Source organism: Streptomyces auratus (genome assembly GCF_050433025.1).
Classification (GTDB): Bacteria; Actinomycetota; Actinomycetes; order Streptomycetales; family Streptomycetaceae; genus Streptomyces; species Streptomyces sioyaensis.
Map to the genome: position 1 here is coordinate 1413404 of NZ_JBNGCB010000003.1, position 12571 is coordinate 1425974.

Here is a 12571-nt window from a genome sequence, read left to right on the forward strand (position 1 = left end):
CCTAGACCCCGGCGGGAACGGTCTTCTTCACGGCGTCCGCGAGGTCGGTGAGCACATTGACCTCGGGGGCGTACTTCCCGGGGACGGTCACCTCGACGTACGCCTTCCGCAGCACCGTCGTGAAGCGGTAGCCGTCGTCCTGCTTCTCGAAGAGCCATTGCACCCCGTTGACTTCCGCCGCGTCGGCGTTGGGGTTGTAATGTTCACTCCCGTACGTCAGGACATCGGGCTTCGGCACTCCACAGCGGAGTTTCACGGCAGGATCGCCCCACATGGCAGTGAAGTCCGAGACCGGTTCGGCGCTACCCCGTTCCAGCCGGTCCACGGTCCGCGGCAACTCCTTGTGGAGCGCTCGGCAATACCGTGCCGCCTCCCCTTTCGGGGAGGGGACGGCCACGTCATCGGACGAGGAACAGCTCACCGCGGCGATCAGCACCGCGAGCGGGGGAAGGGCCAGGTACCGGCGGCGCACAGAGATCACCCGGCAGAGGATACGGGGGAGCTAGAGATGGACGACCGGGCAGGTAAGGGTGCGCGTGATGCCTTCCACTTGCTGGACCTTCGCGACCACCATGCGGCCCAGCTCATCGACGGTGTCGGCCTGAGCGCGCACGATGACGTCATAGGGCCCGGTCACGTCCTCGGCCTGCAGCACACCGTGGATCGTGGAGATCACCTCAGCTACCGCCGAGGCCTTGCCGACCTCGGTCTGGATCAGGATGTAGGCCTGTACCACGGAACCTCCAGGGCGGCTACGAGGATCATGTGGGAAGAAGGGACGCCACGGTACCGCGTCACCGCGGGGAGCGGGGAGACCCGCGCGGTGAACACGGCGAGTACGGCACAGTCGTCAGCCACGTACGGACCGTCCGTACACATGGGAAGGGCAACAGCATGAAGGGCACCGTGGGCGAGCTGGGGGAATTCGGGCTGATCAGGGAGCTCACCTCCCGGCTCACCTCCACTCCGGCGGTACGGATCGGGCCGGGTGACGACGCCGCGGTGGTCACCGCACCGGACCGGAGGGTGGTCGCCAGCACCGACATCCTCCTGGAGGGCCGGCACTTCCGCCGCGACTGGTCCACCGCCTACGACGTCGGCCGCAAGGCCGCCGCCCAGAACCTCGCCGACATCGCGGCGATGGGCGCGGTGCCCACCGCGATCCTGCTGGGCCTGGTCGTCCCCGCGGAACTCCCCGCGACCTGGGCCACCGAGCTGATGGACGGGCTGCGCGACGAGTGCCAGGTGGCCGGTGCCGCGGTCGTCGGCGGGGACGTCGTACGCGGCGACACCATCACCGTCGCCATCACCGCGCTCGGCGATCTGCGCAACCAGGAGCCGGTCACCCGCGCCGGTGCGCAGCCCGGCGATGTCGTCGCGGTGACCGGCTGGCTGGGCTGGTCCGCCGCCGGGCATGCGGTCCTCACCCGTGGTTTCCGCTCGCCGCGCGCCTTCGTGGAGGCCCACCGCCGACCCGAGCCGCCGTACCACGCGGGCCCCGCGGCCGCCGGACTCGGCGCCACCGCCATGACGGACGTCAGCGACGGGCTGGTCGCCGACCTCGGGCACATCGCCGAGGCCAGCAAGGTCCGGATCGACCTGCGGTCCGCCGGCATCGACATCCCCTCGCAGATGTCCGACATCGGTACGGCCGTCGGCGTGGACCCGATGCAGTGGGTGCTCAACGGCGGTGAAGATCACGCGATCGTGGCCACTTTCCCGCCCGATGTGAAGCTGCCCGCCCGGTGGAAGGTCATCGGCGAGGTGCTCCACCCCTCCGCGCTGCCCCAGGTGACGGTGGACGGTGCCCCCTGGGTGAAGGCCGGCTGGGACCACTTCGGCGACAACGGGGACGCCGACGCGCACCTGTGAGGCGCAGGCGCCCTCCGGCCGACCGGCGCCCTCCGGCCGTGGGACGGCCGGACGCCGCCGAGTAGATTCGGCGGTATGCACATCCCTCCACGCGTCCTGACCGTCGCCGGGTCCGACTCCGGTGGCGGCGCGGGCATCCAGGCCGACCTGAAGACGATGCTGGCGCTCGGCACCCACGGCATGAGCGTGCTCACCGCCGTCACCGCCCAGAACTCCCTGGGGGTGCAGGGCGCGTGGGACCTGCCCGCCGAGGCCGTACGCGCGCAGTTCCGCAGCGTCGTGGACGACATCGGCGTCCAGGCGGTCAAGACCGGAATGCTCTCCTCGGCCGAACTCGTCGCCACCGTCGCCGAACTGCTCGCCGGCCTGCGGGCCCCGGTCGTCGTCGACCCCGTGGGGGTCTCCAAGCACGGCGACCCGCTGCTCGCCGCCGATGCCCTGGAAGCGGTCCGCACCGCGCTGCTGCCGGCGGCCACCGTCGCCACCCCCAACCTGGACGAGGTCGCCCAGCTGACCGGCGTACGCGTCGAGGACGGGGCCGATATGCGCCGGGCCGCCGCCGCGATCCTGGACTTCGGGCCGCGCTGGGCGCTCATCAAGGGCGGACATCTCCCGGCCGGGGCCGGCGACGGCGCCGTCGATCTGCTCACCGACGGCACCGAGGAGCACTGGCTGCGCGCCCCCCGCCACGACAACCGGCACACCCACGGCACCGGCTGCACCCTGGCCGCCGCGCTCGCCGCGCAGCTCGCCAAGGGGGACACCGTCCCGCAGGCCGCGGCGGCGGCGAAGGACTACGTCACGGGCGCGATCGCGGCCGGCTTCCGGCTGGGCGCGGGCATCGGCCCCGTCCACCACGGCTGGCGGCTCGGCGACGGGCACTGACGGCACGGACACCGCGGTGCCCCGGCCGGGCGCGGCGCCCGGCCCCGGGAACGGCAAAAGCCGGCCCACCACGGAGGTGGACCGGCTTCACAAGCAACCGGCTGGGCTGCGCTACGGCTAAGACGTCAGCGCGAGACCTTGCCGGCCTTGATGCACGAGGTGCAGGCGTTCAGCTTCTTCGGCGTGCGCCCGATCACTGCACGCACCGTCTGGATGTTGGGGTTCCAACGACGGTTGGTGCGGCGATGCGAGTGCGAGACACTCTTGCCGAAGCCCGGCCCCTTGCCGCAGACGTCGCAGTTGGCAGCCACGGGTCACTCCAAAGACTTCAGATGCACTTACGGTGAAATCCCGACGAGCCGAGTGCATTGCCCGACCGGCACCGTCAGGAGAGGAATGGCCCGATTCTCATCGGGCAACCGGAGCAGCATACAACGGCCGCTCCCGTAGAACGAAACTACCACGCACCCCCGGCCCCCCGCCCCGGCCTCACTCCCGGAGCGCGGCTACTGTGCGAGGCATCCCGCGACCCAGGAGGACGATGTGCCGCACCCGCTCGACGCCGCCGCGGTCCGCTCATGGTGCGGGCTGGCACTGGAGGCGCTCGGCCGGGAACGCGAGCGGATCGACGCGATCAACGTCTACCCGGTGGCCGACGGCGACACCGGCACCAACCTCTATCTGACGCTCGAATCGGCCGCCCGTGCGGTCGAGGCCGCCTTCGACGGGCACGGCTCCGCCGGCACCGCACCCCGCCTCACCGACGCCATCGGCGCCATGGCACACGGCGCCCTCATCGGGGCGCGCGGCAACTCCGGCACCATCCTGGCGCAGCTGCTGCGCGGGATGACGGAGGTACTGACGGCCGCCGACGGCTCCGGTGACGCCCTGGGGCAGGCGCTGCGCCGGGCCGCCGCCTCGGCGTACGAGGCCGTCGCCCACCCCGTGGAGGGCACCGTCCTGACGGTGGCGGCCGCCGCCGCCGACGCCGCCGCCACGTGCGCCGCCGACCGGACCGCGGGGCCCGCCGAGGTCGCCCGCGCCGCCCACGACGGCGCGTCCGCCGCCCTGCAGGCGACCCCCGGGCAGCTGGCGGTGCTCGGCCGGGCCGGTGTCGTGGACGCCGGGGGCTGCGGACTCGTCGCAGTGCTGGGAGCGCTCGCCGATGCGCTCTGCGGGGAGGTCTCGGCGACACCGGTCGCCGTACGGGCCGACGCCCCGCTCCCGCAGGCGGCCGGCTGCGAGCTCGCGGGCCGGGCGGCGGACGGCTGCGGCGACCCGGACGGGCCCGCCTTCGAGGTGATCTATCTGCTGGAGGCCGGCGACGCGGCCGTGGCGCGGCTGCGCGACCGGCTCGACGGGCTCGGCGACTCCCTGGTGGTGGTCGGCGGGGACGGGCTGTGGAACGTCCATGTCCACGTCGACGACGCCGGGGCCGCCGTGGAGGCCGGGATCGAGGCGGGACGCCCGTACCGGATCCAGATCACGCACTTCGGCGGGGCCGCCCGCGTCAAGGAGCCGGCGATGACCGCGCGGGCCGTGGTCGCGGTGGTGCCGGGCGCCGGGCTCGCCGGGCTGTGTGCGCAGGCCGGGGCGACCCCCGTGGCGGTACGTCCCGGGGAGCCGCCCGCCAGCGGCGAACTGCTGCAGGCGATCCGGCAGGCCCGCGCCCGAGAGGTGATGCTGCTGCCGAACGACCCCGACCTGCGCCACACCGCGGCGGCCGCCGCCGAACAGGCCCGCACCGAAGGCGTCCGGGTCGCCCTCATCCCCACCCGCTCCGCCGTCCAGGGCATCGCGGCGCTGGCCGTGCACGAGCCGGGCCGCAGCTTCGACGAGGACGTGGTCGCGATGACCGCGGCCGCCGGCGCCACCCGCTACGCGGAGCTGGCGGTCGCCGAGCGGCAGTCGTGGACGATGGCCGGCGTCTGCCAGGCCGGGGACATCCTCGGCCTGATCGACGGCGACGTGGCGGTGATCGGCTCCGATCTCGTGCCGACGGCGACGACCGTGCTCGACCGGATGCTGTCGGCGGGCGGGGAAATGGTGACCCTGGTCCTCGGCGCCGGCGTGCCCGACGCGGTCGCCGAGCGGCTGGAGCGGCACGTCCGCGCGCGCCATCTCGCCGTGGACACGGTGGTTTACCACGGCGGCCAGCATGCAGTGCCGCTGCTCATGGGTGTGGAGTGAGGGCGCCGGGGCGCTCGGCGCACCGCGATTGTCACAGGCGTGGTGTGCAATGGAGACGTGGCAGCGCTCGATGAACCCCTGAAGAAAATCCTCGGTGGCACCACCGCGAAGGTGCTGGCCGAGCATCTCGGCCTGCAGACGGTCGGCGACCTGTTGCACCACTATCCGCGGCGCTATGCCGAGCGCGGCGAACTGACCCGCCTCGCGGATCTTCCGCTGGACGAACATGTCACGGTCGTCGCGCAGGTCGCGGATTCGCGGGTGCTGAAATTCAACGGCGGCCGGGGACAGCGCCTCGAAGTGACGCTCACCGACGGCAGCGGCCGGCTCCGGCTGGTCTTTTTCGGCAAGGGCATTCACAAGCCCCACAAGGACCTTCTCCCGGGGCGCCGCGCGATGTTCGCCGGCAAGGTGTCGGTCTTCCAGCACAAACTCCAGCTGGCCCACCCCGAATACGAGCTCCTCGACGCCGACGCCGACAGCGGGGCCGAGGCGGTCGACGCCTTCGCCCGGCAGCTCCTGCCGATCTACCCCGCCTGCCAGCAGATGGCGTCCTGGAAGATCGCCAAGGCGGTCGACGCGGTGCTGCCCAGCGCGCAGGACGCCGTCGACCCGCTGCCCGGGGCGCTGCGCGAGGGCCGGGCGCTGGTCCCGCTCACCGAGGCTCTGCTCAAGATCCACCGCCCGGAGAGCAAGGCCGACATCGCCGCCGCACGGGACCGGCTGAAGTGGGACGAGGCCTTCGTCCTGCAGGTCGCGCTCGCCCGGCGCCGGCTCGCCGAGACCCAACTCCCCGCCGTGGCACGGCGGGTGACCGAAGGCGGCATCCTCGACGCCTTCGACGCCAAGCTGCCCTTCACGCTCACGGACGGCCAGCAGAAGGTCAGTCGGGAGATCTTCGACGACCTGGCGGCCGAACACCCCATGCACCGCCTCCTCCAGGGCGAGGTGGGCTCCGGCAAGGCGCAGCCCCTGGACGCCCTGGTGCTGACCCCGCGCGGCTTTTGCCCCATGGGGGAGATGGCCGTCGGCACGGAGGTGGTGGTGCCGAGCGGGGAGCGCGCCGTGGTGGACGGCGTCTTCCCGCAGGGCGAGCGGGAGGTCTGGCGACTGGTGCTGTCGGACGGCAGCGCCGTCGAGTGCGACGACGAGCATCTGTGGATCGTCGGCTCCCGCGAGACGGGCGAGCGGGTGCTGACCACGCGCGAGCTGCGGGGCGATCTGCTCGGCCCCGACGGCCGGCCCAAGTGGTCGATCGCGGCGGCCACCCCGGTGGATCTCGACGGGGGCGGGGACCGGCCGCTCGATCCGTATCTGGTGGGGCAGCGCCTGGCCGAGGGCGGCGGCCCGGCGGACCGCCTGCCGGAGGCCTATCGCCACGCCCCCCTCAAGGACCGGCTGGCCGTGGTGCAGGGGCTGATGGACACCGGGGGCGGGCCCGCCGGAGCCGCCGCGGTCTACCGCGCGGCCCCCGGCCCGCTCGCCGGCGACCTGGCGTGGCTGGTGCGCTCCCTGGGCGGCTCCGCCCGGCCCGTCCCCGTACGCGACGGTGCGTGCGACGTCTTCGTGGCGCTGCCCGCCGGGTACCCGCCGTTCCGCGCGCGCAGCGACGGGAACGGTGCACCCATCGTGGGCGAGCCGGGCGTCCGGCGCGCTGTCGAGGCCATCGAGCACCTCGGCCGCAAGCCCGTCCAGTGCATCAGCGTCGCGCATCCCTCCCACGCCTACGTGACCGACCACTTCACCGTCACCCACAACACCATGGTCGCGCTGCGCGCCATGCTCGGCGTCGTCGACAGCGGCGGCCAGGCCGCGATGCTGGCGCCCACCGAGGTCCTGGCCCAGCAGCACCACCGCTCGATCACCGAGATGATGGGGGAGCTGGCCGAGGGCGGGATGCTCGGCGGCGCGGAGCGGGGCACCAAGGTCGTGCTGCTGACCGGCTCCATGGGGGCCGCCGCCCGCCGTCAGGCGCTGCTCGATCTGGTCACCGGCGAGGCCGGGATCGTGGTCGGCACCCATGCCCTGATCGAGGACAAGGTGCAGTTCCACGACCTGGGCCTGGTCGTCGTCGACGAACAGCACCGCTTCGGCGTCGAGCAGCGCGACGCACTGCGCGGCAAGGGGAACTCCCAGCGGGAAAAGCAGACCCCGCATCTCCTGGTGATGACGGCGACCCCCATTCCGCGCACGGTCGCCATGACCGTCTTCGGCGATCTGGAGACCTCCGTCCTGGACCAGCTCCCCGCCGGCCGCTCGCCGATCGCCAGCCATGTGGTGCCCGCCAAGGACAAGCCGCACTTCCTCGCGCGCGCCTGGGAACGGGTCCGCGAGGAGGTGGCGGCCGGGCATCAGGGCTATGTGGTGTGCCCGCGGATCGGCGACGAGGAGGAGGCGCCCAAGGCGAAGAAGGGCGCGGCGGGCGCCAAGGCCGCGGCGGCCGAGGAGAGTTCACCCGAGGACGCGGCGGAGAAGCGGCCGCCGCTCGCGGTGCTCGACATCGCCGAGCAGCTCCGCGCGGGCCCGCTGGACGGTCTGCGGGTGGCGGTGCTGCACGGCCGGATGGCGCCGGACGACAAGGACGACGTGATGCGCTCCTTCGCCGCCGGCGAGCTGGACGTACTCGTCGCGACGACGGTCATCGAGGTCGGCGTGAACGTCCCCAACGCCACCGCCATGGTGATCATGGACGCGGACCGCTTCGGCGTCTCCCAGCTGCACCAGCTGCGCGGCCGGGTCGGCCGTGGCGCGGCCCCCGGGTTGTGTCTGCTGGTCAGCGAGATGCCCGAGGCCAGCCCCGCACGCGCCCGGCTCGCCGCCGTGGCGCGCACCCTCGACGGCTTCGAACTCTCCCGTATCGACCTCGAACAGCGGCGGGAGGGCGATGTCCTGGGCCAGGCGCAGTCCGGTGTCCGCTCCTCGCTGCGGATGCTCGCGGTCATCGACGACGAGGACGTGATCGCGGCCGCCCGCGAGGAGGCCACCGCCTTGGTCACCGCCGATCCCGAACTGACCGGCTACCCGGAACTGCGGATCGCCCTCTCGGCCCTGCTGGACGAGGAGCGGGAGCAGTATCTGGACAAGGGGTGAGCAGGGCCGCGGCCGGGAGGCGCCCGGCCCTGGAGCCCCGGCGCCACGTGAGATCGATCACCGCCCGCCGTCCTCCGGGCCCCCGGCCGGGCGTCCGCGGCCGGCCGACGCCATATCGTGGAGGGACGGAGCCTGCCCGGCTCCTCCCTGACCCGCGCAACGTAAGGACGGGCCCATGACCCGCGTGATCGCCGGTACGGCCGGCGGCCGCCGCCTGGCCGTACCCCCGGGAAACGGCACCCGACCGACCTCCGACCGGGCGCGCGAGGGCATGTTCTCCACCTGGGAGTCGCTCGACGGCCCGCTGGCCGGCGCCCGGGTGCTCGATCTGTACGGCGGCTCCGGCGCGGTCGGCCTGGAGGCGCTCTCCCGCGGGGCCGCGCACGTCCTGCTGGTCGAGGCCGATGCCCGCGCGGTGCGCACCATCCGCGACAACGTCCGTACGGTCGGCCTCCCGGGCGTCGAGGTCCGTGCCGGCAAGGCCGAGCAGACCGCCGGAGCACCGCCCCCGGGCGAGCCGTACGACGTCATCTTCCTGGACCCGCCCTACGTGGTCACCGACGCGGAACTCTGCGAGATCCTGCTCACACTCCGTGGTCAGGGCTGGTTTGCGGAGCAGGCACTCGTCACCGTGGAGCGCAGCACCAGAGGCGGCACGTTCCCATGGCCGGACGGATTTGAAGCGATCAAGGCCCGTCGCTACGGCGAGGGGACGCTTTGGTACGGTCGCGCCGCTTCGACGTCCGCCGAATCGACGTCAGCAAGCGTGTCATGACCGGATCGGAGAGCGAGGAACCCGAGTTGCGCCGCGCCGTCTGTCCGGGGTCGTTCGACCCCATCACCAACGGGCACCTGGACATCATCGCCCGTGCCTCCAAGCTGTACGACGTCGTCCATGTCGCCGTGATGATCAACCAGTCCAAGCAGGGGCTGTTCACGGTCGACGAACGGATCGACCTGATCCGCCGGGCCACCGCCGAGTACGGCAACGTGGAGGTCGAGTCCTTCCACGGCCTACTGGTCGATTTCTGCAAGCAGCGCGACATCCCCGCGATCGTCAAGGGGCTCCGGGCCGTCAGCGACTTCGACTACGAGCTGCAGATGGCCCAGATGAACAACGGCCTGTCGGGAGTGGAGACCCTCTTCGTCCCCACCAACCCGACCTACAGCTTCCTCTCCTCCAGCCTCGTCAAGGAGGTTGCCGCCTGGGGCGGCGATGTCTCCCACCTGGTCCCGGCGTTCGTCCTGGAGGCGCTCACCGAGCGCCTGCGGAAGAAGGGCTGAGACCACACCGGGCGCACCGGCCCGCGATGCCTGCCTGATGGGCCGTCAGGTGGTGTCGGGCCAAGGGCGCGTGGCCGTACAGTCGTCCCGTTCCGTCGTTCCAACCCTTCAGAGAGTGGCGAGTCCAAGGTGGACGTGCAGAAGAAGCTCGACGACATCGTCGCGACCGTCGGCGGTGCCCGGTCCATGCCCATGTCGGCCTCGTGCGTGGTCAACCGCGCCGAGCTGCTCGCCATGCTGGAGGAGGTGCGCGCCGCGCTGCCCGGCTCGCTCGCGCAGGCGCAGGAGCTGCTCGGCGGGCGGGAGCAGATGGTCGAGCAGGCGCGGGCCGAGGCGGAGCGGATCATCGAGACCGCGCACGCCCAGCGCGGCTCGCTGATCTCCGACACCGAGGTCGCCCGGCAGTCCCAGGACGAGGCGGACCGGATCCTCGCGGAGGCCCGCCGGGAGGCGGAGGAGATCCGCGCCGAGGCCGACGACTACGTCGACAGCAAGCTCGCCAACTTCGAGGTCGTGCTGACCAAGACCATCGGATCCGTCGACCGCGGCCGCGAGAAGCTGCTCGGCCGCGGCCCGGGGCTGGACGAGCAGGGCTACGAGGACACCGAGGCCCCGGAGCGCAGCGCCGACCCGGAGACCCTCCGGCAGCGCGCCGACGCCTATGTGGACGCCAAGTTCGGGGCGTTCCAGGCCGTGCTGACCAAGACGCTGGAAGCGGTCGGCCGGGGCCGGGACAAGCTCCAGGGTGCCCAGGCGATCGACGAGCTGGGCGCCCACCTGGCGGCGCAGGGCGATCCGCAGTCCGGGCACCAGGCCGACGCCGAGTACCTCGCCGGCCTGGCCGGCGTCGGCGCCGACCAGGACCCGCAGCCGCCCCAGGCGCCCCCGATGCCGCAGCCGCCGCCGCAGCCCGCGATGCCCCAGGAGCAGCCCGTGATGCCCCAGGAGCACCAGCAGCCCCTCCAGCCCCAGCTTCAGCAGCAGGGCTACTACACCGACCCGGCGGCCTACCCGCAGCAGGACGTCTACGGCTACCAGCAGCCCCCGCACGACCCGTACGCCCCGCACCAGGACCCGTACGGCTACGACTGGCAGCAGCAGGCCCAGCAGCAGGCCCAGCAGCAGGCCCAGCAGCAGGCCCAGCAGCAGGGCTACGACCCGAACGCCTACCTCCAGCAGCAGGTGCCCCAGCAGCCCCAGCACGCCCCGCACGGCCATCCGGCGCAGCCCGGTGCGCTGGACGAGACCAGCCTCTTCGACACCAGCATGATCGACCTGGACCAGCTCCGGCAGTACGAGGAGGGGCGCCAGTAGGCGTGCGGCCGCGGCCCTGTGCTGCGGCCGGAAGCGGATTGGGCCTATCGGGGCCCGTCCAGTATCCTGGCTCTTCGGTCGCGCGTATGCCCGCGGTCTCTGCTGCCCGGAATTCCACCACTGGGATTCAGGTGGCACGTAATCCCCGTAGAAAGCAGGAAGCCATCAACGCCCGCCTCGACCACCGTTCCCCGCTCGTGTTCGATACGCGCGAGCTGGGCCGGCGTCCCGGTGCGCTGAAGAGGGTCTCCCGCTCCGCCGAGGCCCCCCGGGACCTCGGCAATGAGGTCATCGGTGTGCTTGAGGGCGCGCCGATCGAGCTCGACCTCCGCCTGGAGTCGGTCATGGACGGGGTGCTTGTCACAGGCACCGGCCGTGCAACCGTCAAGGGGGAGTGCGTAAGGTGTCTGGAGCCGCTGGAGCGAGAGCTCGATGCGGACTTCCAGGAGATGTTCGCCTACCCCGACGCCGACGCCAGGGTCCATGAGGACGCCGGCGACGACGCCGAGGACGAGGAGGACACCCTCTTCCTCGAGGACGACCTGTTCGACCTCGAACCCGTGCTGCGCGATGCGGTGGTGCTTGCACTGCCGATGCAGCCGGTGTGCCAGGACGACTGCCCCGGCCTGTGCTCCGACTGCGGAGTGCGGCTCGCGGACGACCCGGACCACCATCACGACGCCGTCGACATCCGTTGGGCGGCACTGCAGGGACTCGCCGGGACCGTCAAGGACGGCGAGAAGGACAACATGGGCGGCGCCGAAGCGGGCGTCGACGAGAAGCAGGAGAAGTAGCCGTGGCTGTTCCGAAGCGGAAGATGTCGCGCAGCAACACGCGCCACCGCCGGTCGCAGTGGAAGGCTGCGGTCCCCACCCTGGTGGCATGCGAGCGCTGCCATGAGCCGAAGCAGCAGCACATCGCGTGCCCGAGCTGCGGCACCTACAACAAGCGCCAGGTCCTCGAGGTCTGAGCGGCTGGTGACAGGCTCCGTGTCTAGCCCCAAGAAGGCGGAAGACGCCACTTCGACTCCCCGCACTCGCGGGGAGGAACCGACTCCGGCGGACACGGCCTCGTCCCACACGATTCTGGAAGGGCGGCTCGGGTACAAGCTCGAGACCGCCCTTCTGGTGCGTGCACTGACGCACCGCTCGTTCGCATACGAGAACGGCGGTCTGCCCACCAACGAGCGGCTGGAATTCCTCGGGGATTCCGTGCTCGGCCTGGTGGTCACGGACACGCTGTACCGCATCCACCCCGACCTCCCGGAAGGCCAGCTGGCCAAGCTCCGGGCCGCGGTGGTCAACTCGCGTGCGCTTGCCGAGGTGGGCCGCGGCCTCGACCTCGGCGCCTTCATCCGCCTCGGACGGGGCGAAGAGGGCACGGGCGGCCGGGACAAGGCCTCCATCCTCGCCGACACCCTTGAAGCGGTGATCGGCGCGGTCTATCTCGACCAGGGCCTCGACGCGGCGGGTGAGCTGGTGCACCGGCTCTTCGACCCGCTGATCGAGAAGTCCTCCAGTCTGGGCGCGGGCCTGGACTGGAAGACCAGCCTCCAGGAACTCACCGCGACCGAAGGTCTCGGCGTCCCGGAATACCTGGTCACCGAGACCGGCCCCGACCACGAGAAGACCTTTACTGCTGCCGCCCGCGTCGGTGGTGTCTCGTACGGCACCGGCACCGGCCGCAGCAAGAAGGAAGCCGAGCAGCAGGCGGCGGAGTCCGCGTGGCGTGCGATCCGCGCCGCGGCGGACGAGGCTGCCAAGGCGGCGGCGTCCGGCGACGAGGCGTCGCCGGCCCCCGGTGCGAGCAGCGACTCCACCGGAACGGCTGCCGCCGCGCAGCCCGACTCGGCTCCGGCCGCCGGCGACAGCCCGTCGTCGGCACACTGAAACCCCGCTTCTGACCCCTTCCGGGCGGCCCCGCGCCGCTCCGGGCG

At 72.2% G+C, this 12571-nt stretch carries 13 protein-coding genes; 10 read left to right on the forward strand and 3 right to left on the reverse strand.

Annotated elements, in window-relative coordinates; genetic code table 11:
- Window position 1: 1 nt before the first annotated feature.
- Entirely contained in the window at window positions 2-481 is a 480-nt protein-coding gene (locus BKA18_RS25925; protein WP_078568609.1) for a DUF3515 domain-containing protein, read from the reverse strand.
- 21 nt (window positions 482-502) lie between these two features.
- The gene (locus BKA18_RS25930) at window positions 503-736 is read right to left on the reverse strand and encodes an Lrp/AsnC ligand binding domain-containing protein (protein ID WP_006602873.1); all 234 of its coding nucleotides are present in this window, start codon (window positions 734-736) and stop codon (window positions 503-505) included.
- Between the two features lie 158 nt (window positions 737-894).
- On the opposite strand from BKA18_RS25930, the gene BKA18_RS25935 reads away from it, so the two are divergent.
- Together BKA18_RS25935 and thiD are read left to right on the forward strand one after the other, a co-directional pair.
- On the forward strand, window positions 895-1872 hold the full coding sequence (locus BKA18_RS25935; protein WP_006602872.1) for a thiamine-phosphate kinase: 978 nt from the start codon (window positions 895-897) through the stop codon (window positions 1870-1872).
- Window positions 1873-1947: 75 nt separating this feature from the next.
- Window positions 1948-2757 carry a bifunctional hydroxymethylpyrimidine kinase/phosphomethylpyrimidine kinase gene (thiD, locus tag BKA18_RS25940; protein WP_366047415.1) on the forward strand — a complete coding sequence of 270 codons (810 nt, stop codon included), beginning with the start codon at window positions 1948-1950 and terminating at the stop codon, window positions 2755-2757.
- A gap of 125 nt (window positions 2758-2882) precedes the next feature.
- Here thiD and rpmB read toward each other — a convergent pair whose 3' ends face one another.
- Window positions 2883-3068, reverse strand: a complete 186-nt coding sequence (rpmB, locus tag BKA18_RS25945) for a 50S ribosomal protein L28 (RefSeq protein WP_006602870.1) — start codon at window positions 3066-3068, stop codon at window positions 2883-2885.
- A 232-nt stretch (window positions 3069-3300) separates the two neighbouring features.
- Between rpmB and BKA18_RS25950 the strand changes: the two genes are divergently transcribed.
- From BKA18_RS25950 to rnc, 8 genes are all read left to right on the forward strand, one after another.
- Window positions 3301-4947, forward strand: coding sequence for a DAK2 domain-containing protein (locus tag BKA18_RS25950; protein WP_366047414.1), 1647 nt, complete (start codon window positions 3301-3303; stop codon window positions 4945-4947).
- Window positions 4948-5004: 57 nt separating this feature from the next.
- On the forward strand, window positions 5005-8037 hold the full coding sequence (locus tag BKA18_RS25955) for a helicase-related protein (protein ID WP_366047413.1): 3033 nt from the start codon (window positions 5005-5007) through the stop codon (window positions 8035-8037).
- Window positions 8038-8212: 175 nt separating this feature from the next.
- Window positions 8213-8812, forward strand: coding sequence for a 16S rRNA (guanine(966)-N(2))-methyltransferase RsmD (rsmD, locus tag BKA18_RS25960; protein ID WP_006602867.1), 600 nt, complete (start codon window positions 8213-8215; stop codon window positions 8810-8812).
- Window positions 8809-9321: a pantetheine-phosphate adenylyltransferase gene (gene coaD, locus BKA18_RS25965; protein ID WP_040898258.1), complete on the forward strand. Its 513-nt coding sequence runs from the start codon at window positions 8809-8811 to the stop codon at window positions 9319-9321. Before rsmD ends, coaD begins: the two co-directional genes overlap by 4 nt.
- Window positions 9322-9450: 129 nt before the next feature.
- Complete coding sequence (locus BKA18_RS25970; protein ID WP_366047412.1) at window positions 9451-10635, forward strand: F0F1 ATP synthase subunit B; 1185 nt, start codon at window positions 9451-9453, stop codon at window positions 10633-10635.
- A gap of 131 nt (window positions 10636-10766) precedes the next feature.
- Window positions 10767-11429, forward strand: coding sequence for a YceD family protein (locus BKA18_RS25975; RefSeq protein ID WP_366047411.1), 663 nt, complete (start codon window positions 10767-10769; stop codon window positions 11427-11429).
- Between the two features lie 2 nt (window positions 11430-11431).
- Window positions 11432-11605 carry a 50S ribosomal protein L32 gene (gene rpmF / locus BKA18_RS25980; RefSeq protein WP_003951102.1) on the forward strand — a complete coding sequence of 58 codons (174 nt, stop codon included), beginning with the start codon at window positions 11432-11434 and terminating at the stop codon, window positions 11603-11605.
- Between the two features lie 7 nt (window positions 11606-11612).
- On the forward strand, window positions 11613-12524 hold the full coding sequence (gene rnc / locus BKA18_RS25985) for a ribonuclease III (RefSeq protein WP_186832056.1): 912 nt from the start codon (window positions 11613-11615) through the stop codon (window positions 12522-12524).
- Window positions 12525-12571 lie beyond the last annotated feature (47 nt).